Raw genomic sequence first — 20,647 nt, forward strand, 5'->3', positions numbered from 1 at the left:
AAGCCGCCGAACGCGGTTTGGTTCGGCACGACTTGGAGGGGGGGATCAGTACGACTTGGGCAGCCCCAGTGTCTGGTGGGACACGTAGTTGAGGATCATCTCCCGGCTCACGGGGGCGATCCGCGCCACCCGCGACGCCACGATCAGCGAGGCGAGGCCGAACTCCTTCGTCAGGCCGTTGCCGCCCAGCGTGTGCACCGACTGGTCGACGGTCTTCACGCACGCGTCGGCGGCGGCGAGCTTGGCCATGTTGGCGGCCTCACCGGCGCCCGTGTCGTCGCCCTCGTCGTAGAGCCGGGCGGCCTTCTGCATCATCAGGCGGGCCAGTTCGATGTCGATGTGCGACTGCGCGAGAGGGTGCGCGATCGCCTGGTGGGCGCCGATCGGGCTCTTCCACACGCTGCGTTCCCTGGCGTATCCGACGGCCCGGGAGAGGGCGTAGCGCGCCATGCCGAGCGAGAACGCCGCCGTCATGATCCGCTCGGGGTTGAGTCCGGCGAAGAGCTGGAGCAGCCCCGCGTCCTCGTCTCCCACCAGCGCGTCGGCGGGCAGCCGCACGTCGTCGAGGGTCAGCTCGAACTGCTTCTCCGGCGCCTGGAGCTCCATCTCGATCCGCCGCCGCCGGAAGCCCTCCGTCTCGCGCGGCACGATGAAGAGGCAGGGCTTGAGGCTGCCGGTCCTGGCGTCCTCCGTACGGCCCACGATGAGTGTGGCGTCGGCGATGTCGACGCCCGATATGAACACCTTGCGGCCGGTCAGGAGCCAGTCGCCGCTCGCGCCGTCCCTGCGTGCGGTCGTCGTGATGCGGTGGGAGTTGGAGCCCGCGTCGGGCTCGGTGATGCCGAACGCCATGGTGCGGCTGCCGTCGGCGAGACCGGGCAGCCAGGCCCGCTTCTGCTCCTCGGTGCCGAAGCGGGCGATGACGGTCCCGCAGATGGCGGGCGAGACGACCATCATCAGCAGCGGACAGCCGGCCGCGCCCAACTCCTCCAGGACGATGGAGAGTTCGGCTATGCCACCGCCGCCCCCGCCGTACTCCTCGGGCAGGTTCACGCCCAGGTAGCCGAGCTTGGCGGCGTCGGCCCACAGCTCGTCGGGGTGGCCCTCGTCGCGCACGACGCGGGTGATGTAGTCGCGCCCGTAGCGCTTGCCGAGTGCGGCGACGGCCGCGCGCAGGGCCTGGTGCTCTTCGGTTTCGAGGACGGTGCTCATACGGATTGCTCCTCCTGTACGACATCTGCGACCTGTACGTCATCTGCGACGTCTACGACTGCGAGCAGGGCGCCGACCTCGACCTGGCGGCCGGGCTCGGCGTGCAGGGCGGTGAGCGTGCCGGAGGCGGGAGCGGATATGCGGTGCTCCATCTTCATGGCCTCCAGCCAGATGAGGGGCTGCCCGGCGGTGACCCGCGTCCCCTCCGCGAGCCCCTCGGCCAGGCGCACGACGGTGCCGGGCATCGGGGCGAGCAGGGATCCCGGCTCCTGCCGGGTGGTGGGTTCGGGGAGCGTCGGGAGCGCGGTGAGTGCGGTGTTGCCGACGTACACGCGACCCTCGTCGCCGTACCGGCTGACCCTGAACTTCCTTCGCACACCGCCGACTTCGAGCACGACGAGCTCCCCGGACACGGAGAGCACCCGCACCCCTTCCGCGCTCAGGCCCTCGCGTGTGTGCCGGTAGCGGACCTCGTGCTCGGCGCCGTCCGGCTCGCTCCGGAAGAGCTTGATCTGCGGCTGCGACGCGAGGTTGCGCCAGCCGCCGAACCGCGAGCGCCCGTGCGCGTCGGCGAGCGCGGCGGCCAGCGGGGCGTGCGGGTCCGGCGCGGGGGCCGCGAGTTCGGCGAGGTGCCGGTCGTAGAAGCCCGTGTCCATACGGGCCTCGACGAACTCCGGGTGCCGCAGGGAACGTACGAGCAACTCCCTGTTGGTGACGGGTCCGTGGACGACCGCACGCTCCAGCGCTCCCGCGAGGGCGCGCACGGCCCCCGCGCGCGTGGGGGCGTACGCGATGGCCTTGGCCAGCATCGGGTCGTAGTGCACGCCGATCGTGTCGCCGTCGGCGTACCCCGTGTCGAGCCGTACGCCCGGCACGGAGAGCCGGTGCAGGGTGCCGGTCTGCGGGGCCCACCGCGCCGCCGGGTCCTCGGCGTAGAGGCGGGCCTCGACGGCGTGTCCGCGCGCCGGTGGCGGATCCTCCGCGAGCCGCACGCCCTCCGCGACCTGGATCTGCGACGCCACCAGGTCGACCCCGAACACGGCCTCGGTCACCGGGTGTTCGACTTGAAGCCGGGTGTTCATCTCCAGGAAGTGCGCCCGGCCCCCCGCGACCAGGAACTCCACCGTGCCCGCCCCGCGATACCCGGTCACGCGCGCCGCGCGCACGGCCTGCGCGTGCAGCTCCTCGACGAGATCGGCGGCGAGACCCGGCGCCGGGGACTCCTCGATCACCTTCTGATGCCTGCGCTGGAGCGTGCAGTCCCGTGTCCCGAGCGCCCAGACGGTGCCGTACGCGTCGGCCATGATCTGCACCTCGACGTGCCGGCCGCCCTCCAGATAGGGCTCGACGAAGACCTCGCCGTCCCCGAAGGCACTGGCCGCCTCCGCGCGGGCAGCCTCCAACTCACCCTTGAGGGAACTCAAGTCCCGTACGACGCGCATGCCGCGCCCGCCACCACCGGCCGCCGCCTTCACCAGAACCGGCAGATCGCCCTCGGTGACGTCGTCGAGGCTCATCGGCGCGATGCCCATGAGTTCCTTGGCGCGCGTCTTGGAGGCCATGGACTCGATCGCCTCGGGCGGCGGCCCGATCCACACGAGCCCGGCGTCGACGACGGCGCGCGCGAAGTCCGCGTTCTCGGAGAGGAAGCCGTAGCCGGGGTGGACGGCGTCCGCGCCGGCGGCCTGCGCCGCCTTCACGATGAGATCGCCGCGCAGGTACGTGTCGGCGGGCGCCGCGCCGGGCAGCCGCACGGCAAAGTCGGCCTCACGGACGTGCAGGGCGTCCGCGTCGGCGTCGGAGTACACGGCGACGGTGGCGATGCCAAGGTCGCGGCAGGTGCGGAAGACGCGGACGGCGATCTCGCCTCGGTTGGCGACGAGCAGAGTGCTGATGGAACTGGTCATGGAATGGGTCATGGGAGGGGTCCTCACATCCGAAAGACGCCGAAGCCACCGCGCGCGCCCTCGTAGGGGGCGGTGTGGATCGCGGACAGGCACAGGCCGAGGACCGTGCGGGTGTCGCGGGGGTCGATGACCCCGTCGTCGTAGAGGCGGCCGGACAGGAACATCGGCAGTGACTCCGACTCGATCTGCTGCTCCACCATGGCGCGCAGAGCGGCGTCGGCATCGTCGTCGTAGGGCTGCCCCTTGGCCGAGGCGGAGGCGCGGGCCACGATCGACAGGACCCCCGCAAGCTGCTGCGGCCCCATGACGGCGGACTTGGAGCTCGGCCAGGCGAAGAGGAAGCGCGGGTCGAAGGCGCGCCCGCACATGCCGTAGTGCCCGGCGCCGTACGAGGCCCCCATCAGCACGCTGAGATGCGGGACGCGCGAGTTCGAGACGGCGTTGATCATCATCGCGCCGTGCTTGATGATGCCGCCCTGCTCGTACTCCTTGCCGACCATGTAGCCGGTGGTGTTGTGCAGGAAGAGCAGCGGGATGTCCCGCTGGTTGGCCAGCTGGATGAACTGGGCGGCCTTCTGTGACTCCTCGCTGAAGAGCACGCCCTGCGCGTTGGCCAGGATGCCGATGGGATAGCCGTGGAGCGAGGCCCACCCCGTCGTGAGGCTCGACCCGTACAGCGGCTTGAACTCGTCGAAGTCGGAGCCGTCGACGATGCGGGCGATGACCTCACGCGGGTCGAAGGGCACCTTGAGATCGCCGGGCACGATGCCGAGCAGCTCGTCCCCGGCGTACTTGGGAGGCTCGACGACAGCCGTCGGATCGGCGTACGCCTTGCGCCAGTTGAGCCGCTTCACGACCCGCCGGGCCTGCCTCAGCGCGTCCCGCTCGTCCTCGGCGAGGTAGTCCGCGAGGCCGGAGGTACGCGCGTGCATCTCGGCACCGCCGAGCGACTCGTCGTCGCTCTCCTCGCCGGTGGCCATCTTCACCAGCGGCGGACCACCGAGGAAGACCTTGGCGCGCTCCTTCACCATGATCACGTGGTCGCTCATGCCGGGGACGTAGGCGCCGCCCGCAGTCGAGTTGCCGAAGACGACGGCGACGGTCGGGATCCCGGCGGCCGACGACTGGGTGAGGTGCTTGAAGAGCGCACCGCCCGGAATGAAGATCTCCTTCTGGGACGGGAGATCGGCGCCTCCCGACTCCACGAGATGGATGGACGGCAGCCGGTTGGCGTGCCCGATCTCGTGCGCCCGGAAGGCCTTCTTCAGGGTCCAGGGGTTGCTGGCCCCGCCGCGCACGGTGGGGTCGTTGGCGGTGATCAGACACTCCACGCCCTCGACGACACCGATGCCGGTCACCATCGATCCGCCGACGGGATAGTCGCTCCCCCAAGCGGCGAGCGGCGACAGTTCGAGGAAGGGCGTGTCGGGGTCGAGGAGCAGCTCGATCCGCTCGCGGGCGAGCAGCTTGCCGCGCCCCCGGTGCCGGGCGACGTACTTCTCGCCGCCGCCCTCAAGGGCCTTGGCCTGCTCGGCGTCGAGCTCGGTGAGCTTGGCGAGCATGGCCTCGCGGTGCTCGGCGTACTCGGCGCTCGCGGGGTCGAGGGCGGACGCGAGGACGGTCACGGGTGTACCTCCGTCGGTTCGATGGGTCCGGCGGCTTCGAGCAGCGCGGCCGGGATGGCGAGATGGCGGGCGCGCAGCCACTCGCCGAGGCCCTTGGCCTGCGGATCGAAGCGGGCCTGGGACGCGACACCCGCGCCGAGGATGCCCTCGACGACGAAGTTCAGCGCCCGCAGATTCGGCAGAACATGCCGTATGACGGTCAAGTCGGCGGCCTCCGGGATGAGTTCACGGAACCGTTCGACGGTCAGCTCATGGGTGAGCCACCGCCAGGCCTCGTCCGTGCGCACCCACACGCCGACGTTCGCGTCCCCGCCCTTGTCACCGCTGCGGGCCCCGGCGACGAGGCCGAGGGGCGCGCGGCGGGTGGGGCTGCCAGGGAGGCGTGGGGGCAGGGGCGGCTGATCGAGGTCTTCGAGTACGAGGCTGCCGCCGCGGGCTTCAATGGACCGCCGCTCGCCTCCCGGCAGGACGGCCAGGTGATCGACGGTGCCGCGCTCGACGTACGCGGCCTCGAAGACTCCGTAGGGCGCGCCGCTGCCCGGGGGCGCCGTGACGTGGAATCCGGGGTAGCTGCCGAGGGCCAGTTCGATCGCGGCGCCGCTGAGGGCGCGGCCGACGGGCTCCTGCCGCGGATCGCGCACGACGAGCCGCAACAGGGCGGATGCGGCCTCCTCGCTCGCGGCGTCCGGCCGATCGGTGCGGGCGAGCTCCCAACGCACCTCCGCGGGACGGGACTTGCTCCGCTCGAAGGCGTCCTCGACCTGAGCGCGCACGAGATCGGCCTTGGCCTCGACATCAAGCCCGGTGAGGACGAAGACGACTTCGTTGCGGAAGCCGCCGAGCCGGTTGAGTCCGACCTTCAGATCCGGCGGCGGGGCCTCTCCGCGCACCCCGGAGACGCGCACCCGGTCGGGCCCCTCCTGGTCGAGGGTGACCGTGTCGAGCCGGGCGGTGACGTCGGGCCCTGCGTACCGGGCGCCGGAGGTCTCGTACAACAGCTGGGCGGTGACCGTACCGACGTCGACGAACCCACCCGTGCCGTCGTGCTTGGTGATGACGCAGGACCCGTCCTCATGGATCTCGGCGACCGGAAAGCCGAGCCGACGCGCATAACTCTCCGAGCGCCCGCCGAAGAAGGCGTAGTTGCCCCCGGTGGCCTGCGTCCCGCATTCGAGGATGTGCCCGGCGACGACGGCACCGGCGAGCCGGTCGAGGTCGCCGTCCGTCTCGCCCCACCCGAAGTGCGCGGCGGCGGGCCCGGTGACGAGGGCGGCGTCGGTCACGCGCCCGGTGACGACGATGTCGGCCCCGCCACGCAGGCAGGCGGCGATCCCGGCGCCGCCGAGATAGGCGTTGGCGGTGAGGGCGTCCGGAAAGCGGGGCCCCAGATCGTCCCCCTCCACATGAGCGACCCGCACCCCGCCCATCCCGAGGCGATCCGCCAACTCCCGTACGCCATCGGCCAGTCCACCGGGGTTCAGCCCACCGGCATTGGCGACGATCTTGACGCCCCGCTCCTGGGCGAGCCCCAGGCACTCCTCCAGCTGCCGCAGGAAGGTCTTCGCGTACCCGCGCGTGGGGTCCCCCAGCCGGTCGCGCCCGAGGATCAGCATGGTCAGCTCGGCGAGGTAGTCGCCGGTGAGGACGTCGAGGGGGCCGCCGGTGAGCATGTCGCGCATGGCGTCGAAGCGGTCGCCGTAGAACCCGGAGGCGTTGCCGATCCGCAGCGGCCCGGTCACAGGCCGCCCTCCTTGGCGGGGCGGCCGGGCCCCGGCGGCCCCGCGAAGGCCTGGGCGATGTCGAGCCACCGCTCGGCGTCAGCACCCTCCGCGCGCAAGGCGAGATCGTCCCGATGAGCGCGCTGCGTGACGAGGAGACAGAAGTCGAGCGCGGGCCCGGTCACCCACTGCCCGGCGTCCTCGGGCCCACTGACCCACAACTCACCGGACGGCATCCGCAACTCGACGCGAAAAGCGTCACCCGGCGCGCTCAGCCCCCGTACCCCGAAGGCGAAGTCCCGGGCCCGCACCCCGATATGGGCCACGTGCCGCAGCCGGTCCGTCGGCACCCGCACGCGGCCAAGCGCGTCGGCGACGTCCTGGCCGTGGGCCCAGGTCTCCATCAGGCGGGCGGTCGCCATGGAGGTGGCGGACATGGGCGGCCCGTACCAGGGAAACCGGGTGCCGCGCGGGGCGGCCGTCAGGGCCTTCAGCAGGTCGTCACGCCCGGCGCGCCACCGCGAGAGCAACTCGGCGGGCGGCAGCCCGGCCCCCTCGTCGGCCCCGTCGTCGACAAACGAATCGGGAGCCGCGAGGGCTTCTTCGACGAGCCGCCCGAAGGCGTCACCATCGGTGACGGCGGTCAGCGCCGCGCGGTCGGTCCAGGCGAGATGGGCGATCTGATGAGCGACGGTCCAGCCTTCGGCGGGGGTGGGCAGCGCCCAGCGCTCACCACTGACTTCCCCTACCAGCTGGTCGAGTTCCTCGCTCTCACGGCGCAGATCGTCGAGTACGGGCACAGCTTCGGGCACGGAGCGCTCCCCTCGGGTCACGAACGGGGTCCCCCCTGCTCGAACGAAGTTGAGAGCTTGGGGAAGTGCCCCGGAGCATGGCAGCGCCCGGAGAAACAAGCAAGCGTGCTTGCATTACTTTCCGGACGCCTCCGGCACCGGCTCCTCGACGGTCTCCGCCGGAGCCAGCACGGCATCCGGGGTGGCCCCCGACGCGACGACGTCCCCGGACCTGCGGGCCGGACCGCGCCCGATCTGGGTCCGGACGGCGCCGATGCTGGCGGCGATGACCAGCGAAATGGCCAGCGCCTCGTTCACGGAGAGGGCCTGATTCAGCACGAGGAACCCGGCGACGGCGGCGATGGCCGGTTCCAGACTCATCATGATCGCGAAGGTGGAGGCGGGCAGCCTGCGCAGAGCGATCAGTTCGAGCGTGTACGGCAGCACGGAGGACATCACGGCGACCGCCGCACCGAGCCCGAGCACCTCGGGCCTGACGAGCTTGTCCCCCGACTCGATGAGGCTGAGCGGCAGGAAGAGGAGCGCCGCGACGACCATCGCGAGGGCGAGCCCGTCGGCCTGCGGGAAGCGACGCCCCGTACGGGCGCTGAAGACGATGTACGTGGCCCACATGGCACCGGCGCCAAGGGCGTAGGCGACACCCACAGGGTCGAGGCCACTGAATCCGCCCCCGCCCCCCAGCAGGAAGACGCCGCAGAGGGCGAGCCCGGCCCAGACGAGATTCAGGGCGCGACGCGAGGCGAAGACGGAGAGGGCGAGCGGCCCGAGCACCTCCAGCGTCACGGCGGGCCCCATGGGAATCCGAGCGACGGACTGATAGAAGAGGCCGTTCATCCCGGCCATGGCCACACCAAAGGCGACGACCGTCCCCCAGTCGGCGCGCGAGTGCCCCCGCACCTTCGGCCTGCAGACGATCATCAGCACCAGAGCGGCGAAGGCGAGCCGCAGGGTCACGATGCCGAGGGCTCCCGCCTTGGGCATCACGCTCACGGCGATGGCTCCGCCGAACTGGACGGAGACTCCGCCCGCGAGCACGAGCCCGAGGGCGCCCCACCGCCCACCGGCCGCCGCCTCCTGGCCACTCCTAGACGCGTCCACAGCAACCCTCTCCGCTCCTCGACCCTCACCCAGTCCACTCACCTGGACCACCCCGTCCACGCTAGTAGACCACGTCAGGCTTATGGACCCCTTTCGCTGCTGACAGGTGCCGATCGCAGGAAAGTCCCGCCCACGCCACCCTCACGTCGGCGTGTCGTGGGACTTCGCTGCAATCCCATCAGAGGAACCGAGCCAGGATCTCCGCCAGGTGGTGTCCGTGTGCGCCTTGCCCCAGCTGTTCCAGCTGGGTTCGGCAGGAGAAGCCGTCCGCGAGGATCAGCGGGGCGCCCTCCGTCTCCGTGGCCGTGGCCCTCTCCGTGGCCGCCCGCACCGACGGGAGCAGCTGCTCCTCCGCGCACGCCACCGACACCTCGTAGTGCCCCGCCTCGAAGCCGAAGTTCCCCGCGAGCCCGCAGCACCCGCCGCTCAGCTCGCCCTCCAGGCCCGCCTTCTCCCGCAGCCGGCGCTCGGCCCCGTCGCCCAGGACCGCGTGCTGATGACAGTGGGTCTGGCCCACCACCGCCCGGCCGACCCGCGGCGGCGCCCAGTCCGGGGCAAGTTCCTCCAGGGCCTGCGCGAACGTCCGTACTCGTCCCGCCAGTTCGGCCGCCCGCGGGTCCTCCCCGACGAGCTCCACCAGGTCCGTCTTGAGCGCCGCCGCGCAGCTCGGTTCGAGGACCACCAGGAGCGCCTCCGATTCGAGCAGCGGCCCCATCCGCTCCAGCGTGCGCCGCATCACCGTGCGAGCCCTGTCCAGCTGGCCGGTGGAGACGTACGTGAGGCCGCAGCACACGTCCCCCGGCGGCACCACGGGACGCAGCCCCGCGGCCTCCAGGACCCGCACCGCGGCCCGCCCCACCGCCGGTGAGAGGTGATCCGTGAACGTGTCGGGCCACACCACGACCGCCGGACCCGCCAGACCCTCCGGAGCGCTCCGCCCCCGGAACCACCGCCGGAAGGACTCCCCCGCCAACCGCGGGATCTCCCTCTCCTGCGCGATCCCGCCCGCCCGTTTCGCCAGCGACGCGAGGACCCCCACCCGGGCGAGCGCGTTGGCCACCCCCGCCGTACGCGTCCGGTCCGCGAGGCGCAGCCACAGCGGCAGCCAGCCCATCGCGTAGTGCGCCGCGGGCCGCCTGCGTCCCTCGTAGTGGTGGTGCAGGAACTCCGCCTTGTACGTGGCCATGTCCACGCCCACCGGGCAGTCCGACCGGCATCCCTTGCAGGACAGGCAGAGGTCGAGCGCGTCCCGCACCTCCTCCGAGCGCCACCCGTCCGTCACCACTTCCCCCGCGAGCATCTCGTGCAGCATCCGGGCCCGGCCCCGCGTGGAGTGCTCCTCCTCGCCCGTCGCCCGGAAGGAGGGGCACATCACCCCGCCGCCCGAACCAGCCGATGCGGTGCGGCACTTGGCGACTCCCACACACCGCCGTACCGCCGCGGAGAAGTCCCCGCCGTCATGGGTGTAGCCGAAGGCCACGTCCACCGGTTCACGCGGCAGCGGGGCGAAACGGAGGTTCGAGTCCAGCGGCGCGGGACGCACCAGCATCCCCGGGTTCAGCAGATCCGCCGGGTCCCACACCCCCTTCACCCGCTCGAAGAGCCCCACGAGCTCGGCCCCGTACATCTTCGGAAGCAACTCCGCCCGTGCCTGCCCGTCCCCGTGCTCCCCCGACAGCGAACCCCCGTGCGCGACCACGACCTCCGCCAGATCCTCCGAGAACCGCCGGAAGCGCCGCACGCCCTCCGCGCTCATCAGGTCGAAGTCGATGCGTACGTGGATGCAGCCGTCCCCGAAGTGCCCGTACGGAGTTCCGCGCAGGCCGTGTTCGGTGAGCAGCCCACGGAAGTCCCGCAGATACGCCCCGAGCCGGGCGGGCGGCACGGCGCAGTCCTCCCAGCCCGGCCACGCCTCGCTGCCGTCCGGCATCCGCGTCGCCGTCCCGCTGGCGTCCTCACGGACCCGCCACAGGGCGCGCTGCCCCGCCGGGTCGGTCACCACCACCGAGTCCACGACGCCCCCGGAGGCGGCCCCCTTGACGATCGCGTCGGCACGCGCGCGTGCCTCGCCCCCGCTCTCCCCGCCCGTCTCCACGAACAGCCAGGCGCCGCCCTTGGGCAGCCCGCTCGCTCCCCGTACGAGATCGGCGGCCATCCCCTCCACCGTCAGCGGCCCGTACGGCAGCAGGCCCGCCGCGGCCTCCGCCGCCGCGCTCTCGTCGGCGTATCCGAGTACCGCCAGGGCACGCGCGCGTGGCGCGTCGACGAGGCGTACGACCGCCTCCGTCAGCACGCCGAGGGTGCCTTCCGAACCGCAGAACGCGCGGGCCAGATCCACGCCCCGCTCGGGGAGCAGGGCGTCCAGGGCGTAGCCGGAGATACGGCGCGGGAGCTCGGGGAATCCGGTGCGCAGGAGTTCGAGATCGCCGTCCACCAACGCGCGCAGGCCGTCGGGCGCGCCGGACCAGCCCCGGCCGAGCGCGAGCCGAGCGCCCCCGCCGCTCACCACCGAGAGGGACGAGACGTTGTCGGCGGTCGTCCCCCAGGCGACCGAGTGCGATCCGCAGGAGTTGTTGCCGATCATTCCGCCCAGGGTGCAGCGGTTGTGGGTGGACGGGTCGGGGCCGAAGGTCAGGCCGTGCGCGGACGCCGCGCCCCGCAGGTCGTCGCAGATCACCCCCGGCTGGACGACCGCGGTCCGCGACTCCGCGTCGAGCGACACGATCCGGTTCATGTGCCGCGTGAAGTCGAGGACGAGCCCCGTACCGGTCGCCTGCCCGGCGATGGACGTACCGGCACCGCGGGCGACGACGGGCACCCCGCGCTCCCGGCACACGGCGAGCGCCGCGGCCACGTCGTCCGCGTCGCGCGGGGCGAGGACGCCGAGTGGCACGCGACGGTAGTTGGACGCGTCCATGGTGTTCAGGGCCCGCGCGGTGACGGAGAAGTCCACCTCCCCCCGCACGGCCGCCCGCAGTTCCTTCGCTACGTCTTCGCCTACGCCTACGCCTTCGCCTACGCCTTCGCCTACGCCTCCGAGATCACTCATGCCCATATCCATGCCCTCAGGATGCATCCGTGAAGGGCCCGATCCGGGGCCAAGGCTCGCGCCTCCCGGGCCGGAGCCTCGGGGTGTCCGCTCTGTGGAGCAGTACGATCTCAGCCGCCGGACGCCCGGATGACGGCCCGCCCCGAGCCGTTAGGCTCACCCCGTGGCTGAGATCCAGATTCCCGCTGACATCAAGCCCGCCGACGGACGTTTCGGCGCGGGCCCCTCCAAGGTGCGCACGGAGGCGCTGGACGCGCTCGCCGCCACCGGTACCTCTCTGCTCGGCACCTCCCACCGCCAGGCCCCGGTCAAGAACCTGGTCGGCAAGGTGCGCGAGGGTGTGCGCGACCTCTTCTCCCTCCCCGAGGGGTACGAGGTGATCCTGGGCAACGGCGGCTCCACCGCCTTCTGGGACGTCGCGACGCACGGCCTGATCGAGAACAAGTCGCAGCACCTCAGCTTCGGCGAGTTCTCCTCCAAGTTCGCCAAGGCCTCGAAGCTCGCCCCGTGGCTCGCCGAGCCCACCGTGATCCAGAGCGAGCCGGGCACGCACCCGGAGCCGCAGGCCGAGGCAGGCGTGGACGTCTACGCGTTCACGCACAACGAGACCTCGACCGGCGTCGCGGCCCCCATCAAGCGGGTGGCCGGCGCGGACGCGGGTTCCCTCGTCCTGGTGGACGCCACCTCCGGCGCGGGCGGCCTCCCGGTCGACATCGCCGAGACGGACGTCTACTACTTCGCCCCGCAGAAGTCCTTCGCCTCGGACGGCGGCCTCTGGCTCGCCGCGTTCTCCCCGGCGGCGATCGAGCGTGCCGAGCGCGTCCACGCGAGCGGCCGGCACGTCCCGGAGTTCTTCAGCCTTCCCACGGCGATCGACAACTCCCGCAAGAACCAGACGTACAACACCCCGGCTCTCGCCACGCTCTTCCTGCTCGGCGAGCAGTTGGAGTGGATGAACAGCCAGGGCGGCCTCGACTTCACGACCGGCCGCACGGCCGCGTCGTCGCAGACGCTCTACGGGTGGGCCGAGGAGTCGAAGTACGCGACGCCCTTCGTCACCGACCCGGCCAAGCGCTCGCAGGTCATCGGCACGATCGACTTCGCGGACGAGATCGACGCGGCGGCGGTCGCGAAGGCTCTGCGCGCGAACGGCATCGTGGACACGGAGCCGTACCGCAAGCTCGGCCGCAACCAGCTTCGCGTGGCGATGTTCCCGGCGATCGATCCGGCGGACGTCGAGGCGCTGACGAAGTGCATCGACTACGTCATCGAGAAGCTCTGACGCTTTCGCTGTCAGCCGCGGTTACTTTGTGGCTGGTCGCAGAGATCCCCGCGCCCCTTCGGGCGCGGGGATCTCTGCTTTTACCCGCTCAACTGCTGCTACCCGCTCAGCTGCTGCTACCTGCTCAGCTGCTTGAACTTCCGTACCGCGAGCGGCAGGAACAGCAGTGAGATCGCCACCGGCCACACCACCGCCATCAGCACCGCGTTCTGCTCGACCCAGCTCGCCCCGCCCGCCCCGGGGTTGCCGAAGAGTTCGCGTGCCGCCGTGCCCGTGGAGGACACCGGGTTCCAGGCGGCGATCGGCGCCAGCCAGTCGGGCATCAGGGACGGCGCGACGAAGACGCTGGAGATCATGGTGAGCGGGAAGGCGACCGCGTAGAGCCCGCCCGCCGCCTCCGGGGTCGGCACCACGAGGCCGAGGAACACGCCGACCCAGATCAGGCTGAACCGCAGCAACAGCAGCAGGCCGAAGGCGGCCAGGGTCTCGGGCAGCCCCGCGCTGGAACGCCAGCCGATGGCCAACGCCGTCAGCGCGAGGATGGTCAGCTCGGCGCAGGCCACGATCAGGTCGGCGAGACCGCGACCCGCCGCCACCGCCGAAGGGGCCATCGGCATCGAGCGGAAGCGGTCGATGACGCCCTTGGAGGAGTCCGTGACCACCGCCATCGCGGTGTTCATGAAGCCGAAGGCCATGGTCATCACGAACATGCCGGGCATCAGGAACTGCTTGTAGTCGCCGTCGTCGCCCCCGCCGGGCACCTTCATCGCCTCCCCGAAGACAAAGCCGTACAGCAGTACGGAGATGATCGGGAAGCCCAGCTGCCAGGCGATGTTGGCGGGCTGGCGCTCGAAGTGGGTGAGATAGCGCCGTGTGACGTTCCAGGTATCGGCGAACGCCCAGTAGAGGCGTCCGCGCGCGGGCAGCGTGTCCGTGGCATCCGTGACATCGGTGGTCAGTACGGCGCTCATGCCGCGATCTCCGTCTTCTTCTCGTCGATGTCGGCGGCTTCCGCGTTCGCTTGGGGCGCGGAGGGCTCCGTGGGCTCCGTCCGGTGTCCCGTGAGGCGCAGGAACACGTCGTCGAGGCTCGGCCTGCGAAGGCCGATGTCCTCCACCGCGACCCCCTGGTCCTGCAGCGTCCGCGCCACGTCCGTCAGCGCGCCGACCCGGTCGGTCACGGCCGCCTGGACGCGCCGCTCCAGGTCGACGGCCTCGGGCACGCCCGCCGCGACCCGGGCGACGGCCTTCATGGCCGCCGGGAGATCGGCGGCCTCGCGCACCACGACCTCCAGGTAGCTGCCGCCCACCGTGTTCTTCAGGCCGTCCGGGGTGTCGTCGGCGATGGCGCGGCCCTGGTCGATGACGGTGATCCGGGACGCGAGTTTGTCGGCCTCATCCAGATACTGGGTGGTGAGCAGGACGGTCGTGCCGTCCGCGACCAACTTCCGCACGGTGTCCCAGACTTCGAGGCGGCCGCGCGGGTCGAGCCCGGTGGTCGGCTCGTCCAGGAAGAGGACCGCGGGCGCGAGGATCATCGAGGCGGCGAGGTCGAGCCTGCGCCGCATGCCTCCGCTGTACTGGCCCGCGCCCTTGCTCGCCGCGTCCACCAGGTCGAACTGCTCAAGGAGTTCCTGGGCGCGCCGCGCGGCCCGCTTGCCGCCCAGATGGAAGAGGCGGCCGAACATCTCCAGGTTCTGCCGCCCGGTGAGGACCTCGTCGACCGCCGCGTACTGGCCGGTCAGACCGATGCGGCCACGTACGACGTCGGGTCGGCGCGCCACATCGGCGCCCGCCACCTCCGCACGCCCGCCGTCGAGGCGTACCAGTGTCGCCAGGATGCGTACGGCGGTGGTCTTGCCCGCGCCGTTCGGGCCGAGCAGTCCGTGCACCGTGCCGCGCTCCACGCGCAGATCGAAGGCGTCAAGGGCCTTCTTCTCCCCGTAGCGCTTGTCGAGCCCCTCGGCCCGCACCGCGTAGTCGTCGTTCTCGCTCACTGCCACCCCTCCAGGATGTGAGTACGCCGTACCCAATGGAGAGTACACCGTACCCAGTTTTGCGAGTACGGTGTACCCAATAACCGGTCCGACGATTAGGCTGAGCGCTATGACGAGCACGAACGGCAGCGGAGAATCCCAGCGCGACGGCGAAGACACCCGCCGCACCGGCAGCGACATCACCCACAGCCTGGAACTGCTCTGGGGCGAGGGCGAACGCCCCACACGGGGCCCCAAACCGGGGCTCACCCTGGACCGGATCGTCACCCAGGCGGTGCGCATCGCGGACGCCGAGGGGCTCACGGCCCTCTCGATGCGCCGCCTGTCCACGGAGCTCGGCACCGGCACGATGTCCCTGTACCGCTACGTCCCCGGCAAGGGCGAGCTGCTCGACCTGATGCTGGACCGCGTCTTCACACGGGCCGGCGAGGCCGAGCGCCCGCCGAGCGGCGGCTGGCGCGAGGCCATGGAGGCGTACGCCCGCGAGACGCTCGTCCTCTACCGCGAGCACCCCTGGCTGCTCCAGGTGAACCAGGCCCGCCCGGTGCTCGGCCCCGGCTCGGTCGGCAGCCTGGAGCACGCCCTCTCCGGGATCAAGTCGATGAGCCTGACCGACCCCGAGCTGATCGGCGTGATCGTCATGGTCGAGGGGTACGTCACCGGGGTCGCCCGCACCCAGGTCCACGAGATGGAGGCGGTGAAGAAGAGCGGCCTGACGGACCAGGCGTTCTGGGAGGCGCAGTCCCCCACGCTCAACCGGATCATGAGCAGCGGCCGCTATCCCCACCTCGCCGGGCTCTCCGACGACGCGTTCGGCTCACAGCTCGACCATTTCGAGTTCGGCCTCCAGCGCCTGCTCGACGGCCTGGACGTGCTGGTGGCGCGGCGCGAGGCCGCGGAGAAGTAACCCGCGCCCCCTCCCGCCGCCTCTCCCCCTCGGCTACTTCCCCCTCGCCTACTTTCGCCGGAACAGCCGCTTCAGGCCGAAGAAGGCGACGAGCACGGCGGCGACGGTCAGCGCGCCCGCCTTGAGGTCACCGTCGAACACGGAGCCCCCGCCGTCACCCGCGCCACCGGAACTCCCGCTACCGGAACCCGAGTCGCCGCCACCGGCCCCCTCGACCTCGACGGGCTCGACCTGGCTCTGCTCGCCCTCGCTGCCGTACATGAGGGTCGTACCGTCCAGGGTGTACGTCACGGACTCGCCCTGCCGCTGGAGCGGCACGCTCAGCCGCCCCTGACGCTCGGGCTTCTTCCCCTCGCCCTTCCAGGTGTACGAGACTCCGCCGAGGTATCCGCGCAGAGCGAGCTGCTTCCCGTCGGGCGAGAAGGCACCGTCCGTGGTCCAGAGACCGGTGTCGCCGAGGCGCTTGAAGACGTTGGTCCCGGAGGCGGACATCCGCGCGGGCCCTTCGTACAGGCCGCCGCCCTCCTCCTTCTTGTCGGCGATGTAGATCCGCCCGGTCCTGGGGTGCACCATCATCGCCTCGGCGTCGCGCGGCCCGCCCTCGTACTTCACCGTGTACTGCGTCGCCCGGACGGTCTGGTCGCCCAGTTTCTTCGGCTCGGGCAGCTTGTAGATCCACACGTGGGGCCAGGTGCCGCCGAGGTTGTCGCCGATGTCGCCGACGTAGATGTTGCCGTCGCTGCCGACGGAGATGGCCTCCACGTCACGGGGCGTCCCGACGCCGGTCATCGTGACGGTGGCGACGGTCTTGCCGGTCCTGCCGTCCACCGCGTAGAGCAGCGCGCCGTTCTTGTCCTGGTCGTTGTGCGTCCAGTAGACGCCCGGGTGGGCGCGGGAGGCGGCGAGGCCGCTCGACTCGATGATGCGCGGGTCCTTGATGGTGAACCCGTCGTGGCTGTCGTCGGCGGTGGCGGGGCCGACGGCGGCGGCGAGAAAGAGCAGGGCTCCGGCGCCGATGGCACCTGTGGCCCTCATGGCACCCATGGCACCCGTCGAAGAACGCAGTGAACGCATGGGCCAAGACTGCCACCCCCTCGCAGGGGGCTGTCGTCCGGCAGGTGTTCAGCCTCACATCGCAGGCCAGGGCGTTGATCCGGGATGATGAGCGGATGCTCAGGTTCATGTTCGTCGGCGACTCGATGACGATCGGCAGCGCGGGGGAACACACCTGGCGCTACCGGATGTGGCAGCACTTGCGGGCCTCCCTCGGAGACTCGGCTTTCGCTGTGGTGGGCCCGCGACGGGCGCTGCACGACAAGGATTCCGGCGAGCCGGTCTCGTACGCCTACGCCTGCGAGGACCCGGACTTCCCACGCCATCACTTCGCGGGCTGGGGCGAGGGCTGGCTGCACATGGCGCCGCGGATGGCGGAGGCGGTGCGGCAGGACAGGCCCGACGTCCTTCTCATCTCGCTCGGCCTGATCGACCTGGGCTTCTACACGGACGCGGAACAGACGGCGCACAACGCACGCCGCTTCGTCGCGGCGGCGAGGTCGGCGAACCCGCACGTCCGGCTCGTCCTGCTCCCCGTCATCCCGAACATCCGGGCCCGGACGGACGCCCCCTTCGCGGCGGAGGTCTCGCGCTTCAACGTGCTCCTCGCGAAGGCGGTCGCGGACCTGGACACGGGCGCGTCCCCGCTGCTCCTCGCCTCGACGCCGCCGTCGTACGACATCGACGTCGACACGTACGACGGGACGCACCCGGGCGAGAGCGGCGAGCACAAACTGGCGGCGGCGTTCGCGGACGCGATGCACCAGGCCTGGGGGCTCGGCGCGCCGTACGAGCCGACGCGCCGGCCCATGACGCCCGTGTCGGCCCTGTCGCCTACCGGCTGAAGTTGGCCTTGAGGGCCTTGAGTCCGGCGATGTCCCACTTCGTGTACTGACCGGCGTACTTCTTGGCGCGTGCGTCACTGCCGCCCTTGGCCCTGGCGTGGCCGCCGTTGGGCGAGCACATGACCGGCCGGTCCTTGCTGCTGTTGGAGACGCACTCGTAGGGGTCGGCGGTCCTGTTGGCGTCAGGGCCGTCCACGTTGGGGTGGTCGAGTCCTATCGAGTGCCCCGTCTCGTGGCTCACCGTGTTGGAGATGAGCGTCGGGGATGCCGCCCAGTCGCCCGGCTTCCAGTACTCGCTGTCGAGCCATATCCATCCGCCCCAAGCGCTCTGGTTTCCACTGGCCGAGCAGGGGTGCGCCTGGGAGTAGCCCGGCTTGTTGCCGGGGGTGAAGGGGCGGTACTTCAGCCCGACGGCTATGACATGGCGCTCGGCGGTGTTACAGGCGTTCTGCTCCTTGTGATAGCCACTGGCCAGCGTGAACTTGGTCCCGGTCACCGAGGTCAGCTGGGCGGCGGTCTTCTTCAACTGCGCCCGCAGCTGCGCCTCCGCCTTCTTGGTCTGCGCGGCGGTGAGCTTGGTGGCGGACGCGTTGGGCTTGACGAGCTGAATGACGTACGGGTCGGGGCTGAGCGACTGTATTTGCCTCTGGGTCAGAATCTTCCATCCGGTGCCCTTGTAGACATCCCCCGCGGCATAGGCCGGATTGCTGAGCGCGACGAGCCCCACGGCAGCGGCGAGGACACCAAGCGATCGGACGATCTTTTTCACGGTCATGCCCCGCATCCTCACCCACCCCACCAACAACTCCCCAACGCCCCCTCCCCTCGGCCATCTCCCGCCCCTCCCGTATCTCGTGTCCCGTTATCCCTTCGGCCCGCGCCGCTAGACGGAAGGCGGATGTCCGGGGCGTGGTCGTCTTCCTAGCGTTCAGGCATGACGGTCGAGAGCAGCGGAGTCGCGAGCAGCGGCATCGGGAGCAGTGGCATCGGGAGCAGCGGAGTCACGAGCAGTGGAGTCGAGAGCGCTGGAGAGGCCGTGCCCCGGGCCGTACGGACAGCCGCGCCCCGACGCGCAGGGGTGCTCCCCGGTGAGCGGGCCCTCGCGCCCGATCTCGCGCGCGGGCTCATGCTGCTGTTCATCGTGCTGTCCAACACCGCGTTCCATCTGACGGCGGCCCGGCACGGGCCATCGGGATGGCAGCCCGTGGACGGCGGGTGGGTCGATCACGCCGTGCAGTTCGCCATGATCACCGTCCTCGACATGCGTATCTATCCGCTCTTCGCGTTCCTCTTCGGGTACGGGATGATGCAGCTCTTCCTGCGGCAGACATCAGCCGGGACCTCGGAGCGCGAGGCCGTGCGGCTGTTGCGGCGACGCAGTCTCTGCCTGGTCGTCATCGGGCTTCTGCACGCCACGTTGCTGATGGCCGGGGACATCGTCGGCTTCTACGGGATCATCAGCCTCGCCCTGGGCTGGCTCTTCCTGCGGCGCGGTGACCGCGCGCTGAAGTGGTGGATCTGGGTGGCCGCCGCTCAGTTCGTGGTGCTTGCCGCCCAGCCCGTCGTATCCGCAGCGCTGGCAGGCGACTTGGGCACGCTGGGCGACTCGGGCGCGGAACCGGGGGCGGACGCGTACGCGGCGGGTGAGGGGAACTGGTTCGCGGCGGCGGGCACCCGCTTCATGAGTGGGCTGTTCGTCACCTTCGCGGCGGCTCCGCTGTCGCTGGTGGGCGGCGCGTACGTCGTCTTCCTGCTGGGATTCCGGGCCGCGCGCGGGCGTCTGCTCGAAGAGCCGGGGCGCCACCTGCCCTTGCTGCGGTGGACCGCCGTGATCGGCATCGCGGTGGGGTGGCTCGGCGCGCTGCCCGCCGCGCTCGCCCATGTCGGGGCGATCACCGTTGCGGACGACGCGCAGAGCGAGGGCGGAGTGCTGACCCTGCTGCGCGACGCGACGGGGAACGCGGCCGGTCTCGGGTACGTGGCTGCCGTGGCGCTGTTCGTCCACTGGTGGACCGGGCGCGAGTCCCACTCCCGCCGTGGAGCGAAGACCGTCACAGCTATCTCCGCCGTCGGCAAGCGCTCCCTCTCCTGCTACCTCGCCCACTCCCTGATCTTCGCCCCGGTCCTCGCCGCCTGGGGCCTCGGTCTCGGCGAGCGTCTGACGAGCGCGACCATGGCGCTGTTCGCGGTGGGGGTGTGGCTGGTGACGGTCGCGGGGGCGTACGCGATGGAGCGGGCGGGGCGGCGGGGGCCGGTGGAGGTGGTGTTGCGGCGGGTCATGTACCGGGGGCGGAGGTGAGGGCGGGGCCGCTGCGGTGGCCGGTCGAGCGGGGGGCCGGTACCACCCGTACCTTCGTGGGCCACGTCGACGCCACATCGTCGAGGAAGACGCCGCAGACCAGGAGCGCGGCGCTGCCTCGCGGACGCAGGTCCCTGCGGCGCAGCTCGGCGTCGAGCGTCGCGAGTGCGGCGGCTCCCTCGGGGGTCGTGGTGCCGCCCGCGTCGAGGACCTCCCGTGCGCCCGCCTGGACCACGCGCAGGCCATGTGGTCCCGCCGCGTACAGAACTCCGGTGTCCTGGAGCGTGCTCATGATGGAGAGAAGGGCGTCCGGCCGCCCCGTCCCCGCCCGCAGAGCCGCCAACGCCCGCCGCACATGCGGGAATCCGGCCCGCGCCTCGCCCCTCGCGCCGGCCGCCCCGTAGCGCGCGGAGACCGTCGATCCGGGCGAGGGGACGCGTGGCGCCGAGCGGTCGCGGAGAGTGGCCAGGCGTTTGGCGGTGGCGGTCAACTCATCGACGGGGGCGCCCGGTTGGAGCGCCGCCGAGGCCAGCAGCAGGCCGAGCGACCAGACGCAGCCCCGGTGCGTGTTCACCCCTCCCGTGGCCCGCAGCATCGACCGCTCCGTCGAACGGCCGATGAAGCCGAGTTCCTCGCGCAGCGCCTGCGTCGGCTCCCCGTTCCTGCGGGCTGCGACCGCCATCGCGGCGAAGCCGGGCCGCAGCGCCTGTGCCGCCCAGCGCACCGCGGTGACGTCCTCCCGGACCGCCCCGGCCCGCGGCGCCATCTCGGCTTCGGCGACGAGCGCCCGGACGGCCGCTCTCGCGAGGCGTTCGTCGTCGTACGCTCCGACAAGACCCACGAC

16 protein-coding genes are annotated in these 20,647 nt (G+C 71.4%); 4 read left to right on the forward strand and 12 right to left on the reverse strand.

What is annotated here, in order from left to right; all coding sequences use genetic code 11:
* Positions 1-45 precede the first annotated feature (45 nt).
* From ACFVXC_RS14145 to ACFVXC_RS14175, 7 genes are all read right to left on the reverse strand, one after another.
* On the reverse strand, positions 46-1,212 hold the full coding sequence (locus tag ACFVXC_RS14145) for an acyl-CoA dehydrogenase family protein (RefSeq protein ID WP_389905060.1): 1,167 nt from the start codon (positions 1,210-1,212) through the stop codon (positions 46-48).
* Positions 1,209-3,131, reverse strand: a complete 1,923-nt coding sequence (locus ACFVXC_RS14150; protein ID WP_389905061.1) for a biotin carboxylase N-terminal domain-containing protein — start codon at positions 3,129-3,131, stop codon at positions 1,209-1,211. Before ACFVXC_RS14150 ends, ACFVXC_RS14145 begins: the two co-directional genes overlap by 4 nt.
* 11 nt (positions 3,132-3,142) lie before the next feature.
* Positions 3,143-4,744 carry an acyl-CoA carboxylase subunit beta gene (locus ACFVXC_RS14155; protein ID WP_389905063.1) on the reverse strand — a complete coding sequence of 534 codons (1,602 nt, stop codon included), beginning with the start codon at positions 4,742-4,744 and terminating at the stop codon, positions 3,143-3,145.
* The gene (locus ACFVXC_RS14160) at positions 4,741-6,483 is read right to left on the reverse strand and encodes an acyclic terpene utilization AtuA family protein (protein WP_389905066.1); all 1,743 of its coding nucleotides are present in this window, start codon (positions 6,481-6,483) and stop codon (positions 4,741-4,743) included. Before ACFVXC_RS14160 ends, ACFVXC_RS14155 begins: the two co-directional genes overlap by 4 nt.
* On the reverse strand, positions 6,480-7,274 hold the full coding sequence (locus ACFVXC_RS14165) for a TIGR03084 family metal-binding protein (RefSeq protein ID WP_389905067.1): 795 nt from the start codon (positions 7,272-7,274) through the stop codon (positions 6,480-6,482). Before ACFVXC_RS14165 ends, ACFVXC_RS14160 begins: the two co-directional genes overlap by 4 nt.
* A gap of 114 nt (positions 7,275-7,388) precedes the next feature.
* Entirely contained in the window at positions 7,389-8,372 is a 984-nt protein-coding gene (locus tag ACFVXC_RS14170) for a DMT family transporter (protein WP_389905069.1), read from the reverse strand.
* Positions 8,373-8,550: 178 nt separating this feature from the next.
* Positions 8,551-11,421 (reverse strand): FAD-binding and (Fe-S)-binding domain-containing protein, encoded by a 2,871-nt coding sequence (locus tag ACFVXC_RS14175; protein WP_389905071.1) that lies wholly within the window; start codon positions 11,419-11,421, stop codon positions 8,551-8,553.
* A gap of 163 nt (positions 11,422-11,584) precedes the next feature.
* Here ACFVXC_RS14175 and serC point away from each other — a divergent pair, with 163 nt between their 5' ends.
* A complete protein-coding gene (gene serC / locus ACFVXC_RS14180) occupies positions 11,585-12,703 on the forward strand; it encodes a phosphoserine transaminase (protein ID WP_389905073.1) in 1,119 nt (372 codons plus the stop codon).
* A 116-nt stretch (positions 12,704-12,819) separates the two neighbouring features.
* Here the strand turns inward: serC and ACFVXC_RS14185 are convergent, their stop codons facing one another.
* Together ACFVXC_RS14185 and ACFVXC_RS14190 are read right to left on the reverse strand one after the other, a co-directional pair.
* Positions 12,820-13,674 carry an ABC transporter permease gene (locus ACFVXC_RS14185; protein WP_389905075.1) on the reverse strand — a complete coding sequence of 285 codons (855 nt, stop codon included), beginning with the start codon at positions 13,672-13,674 and terminating at the stop codon, positions 12,820-12,822.
* Positions 13,671-14,699: an ATP-binding cassette domain-containing protein gene (locus ACFVXC_RS14190; protein WP_389905076.1), complete on the reverse strand. Its 1,029-nt coding sequence runs from the start codon at positions 14,697-14,699 to the stop codon at positions 13,671-13,673. The genes ACFVXC_RS14185 and ACFVXC_RS14190 overlap by 4 nt, the downstream gene beginning before the upstream one ends.
* Positions 14,700-14,808: 109 nt before the next feature.
* Between ACFVXC_RS14190 and ACFVXC_RS14195 the strand changes: the two genes are divergently transcribed.
* A complete protein-coding gene (locus ACFVXC_RS14195) occupies positions 14,809-15,606 on the forward strand; it encodes a TetR/AcrR family transcriptional regulator (protein WP_389905078.1) in 798 nt (265 codons plus the stop codon).
* 48 nt (positions 15,607-15,654) lie between these two features.
* On the opposite strand, the gene ACFVXC_RS14200 is transcribed toward ACFVXC_RS14195, so the two are convergent.
* Positions 15,655-16,641 carry a WD40 repeat domain-containing protein gene (locus ACFVXC_RS14200; RefSeq protein WP_389905079.1) on the reverse strand — a complete coding sequence of 329 codons (987 nt, stop codon included), beginning with the start codon at positions 16,639-16,641 and terminating at the stop codon, positions 15,655-15,657.
* A gap of 134 nt (positions 16,642-16,775) precedes the next feature.
* On the opposite strand from ACFVXC_RS14200, the gene ACFVXC_RS14205 reads away from it, so the two are divergent.
* Positions 16,776-17,504 carry a GDSL-type esterase/lipase family protein gene (locus ACFVXC_RS14205; RefSeq protein ID WP_389905081.1) on the forward strand — a complete coding sequence of 243 codons (729 nt, stop codon included), beginning with the start codon at positions 16,776-16,778 and terminating at the stop codon, positions 17,502-17,504.
* On the opposite strand, the gene ACFVXC_RS14210 is transcribed toward ACFVXC_RS14205, so the two are convergent.
* Positions 17,494-18,279 (reverse strand): hypothetical protein, encoded by a 786-nt coding sequence (locus ACFVXC_RS14210; protein WP_389905084.1) that lies wholly within the window; start codon positions 18,277-18,279, stop codon positions 17,494-17,496. The genes ACFVXC_RS14205 and ACFVXC_RS14210 overlap by 11 nt on opposite strands.
* A 351-nt stretch (positions 18,280-18,630) precedes the next feature.
* Here ACFVXC_RS14210 and ACFVXC_RS14215 point away from each other — a divergent pair, with 351 nt between their 5' ends.
* Positions 18,631-19,803: a DUF418 domain-containing protein gene (locus ACFVXC_RS14215; RefSeq protein ID WP_389905310.1), complete on the forward strand. Its 1,173-nt coding sequence runs from the start codon at positions 18,631-18,633 to the stop codon at positions 19,801-19,803.
* On the opposite strand, the gene ACFVXC_RS14220 is transcribed toward ACFVXC_RS14215, so the two are convergent.
* Positions 19,781-20,644, reverse strand: a complete 864-nt coding sequence (locus tag ACFVXC_RS14220; protein WP_389905086.1) for a triphosphoribosyl-dephospho-CoA synthase — start codon at positions 20,642-20,644, stop codon at positions 19,781-19,783. The genes ACFVXC_RS14215 and ACFVXC_RS14220 overlap by 23 nt on opposite strands.
* Between the last annotated feature and the right edge of the window lie 3 nt (positions 20,645-20,647).

The sequence above is a fragment of the Streptomyces sp. NPDC058257 genome, assembly GCF_042881845.1.
GTDB lineage: Bacteria > Actinomycetota > Actinomycetes > Streptomycetales > Streptomycetaceae > Streptomyces.

Coding starts and splice junctions, on each gene's coding strand:
- ACFVXC_RS14205 (WP_389905081.1), top strand. CDS start 16,776: ATGCTCAGGTTCATGTTCGTCGGCGACTCGATGACGATCGGCAGCGCG.
- ACFVXC_RS14215 (WP_389905310.1), top strand. CDS start 18,631: ATGCTGCTGTTCATCGTGCTGTCCAACACCGCGTTCCATCTGACGGCG.
- ACFVXC_RS14200 (WP_389905079.1), bottom strand. CDS start 16,641: ATGAGGGCCACAGGTGCCATCGGCGCCGGAGCCCTGCTCTTTCTCGCC.
- ACFVXC_RS14150 (WP_389905061.1), bottom strand. CDS start 3,131: ATGACCCATTCCATGACCAGTTCCATCAGCACTCTGCTCGTCGCCAAC.
- ACFVXC_RS14195 (WP_389905078.1), top strand. CDS start 14,809: ATGACGAGCACGAACGGCAGCGGAGAATCCCAGCGCGACGGCGAAGAC.
- ACFVXC_RS14145 (WP_389905060.1), bottom strand. CDS start 1,212: ATGAGCACCGTCCTCGAAACCGAAGAGCACCAGGCCCTGCGCGCGGCC.
- ACFVXC_RS14175 (WP_389905071.1), bottom strand. CDS start 11,421: ATGAGTGATCTCGGAGGCGTAGGCGAAGGCGTAGGCGAAGGCGTAGGC.
- ACFVXC_RS14185 (WP_389905075.1), bottom strand. CDS start 13,674: ATGAGCGCCGTACTGACCACCGATGTCACGGATGCCACGGACACGCTG.
- ACFVXC_RS14210 (WP_389905084.1), bottom strand. CDS start 18,279: ATGACCGTGAAAAAGATCGTCCGATCGCTTGGTGTCCTCGCCGCTGCC.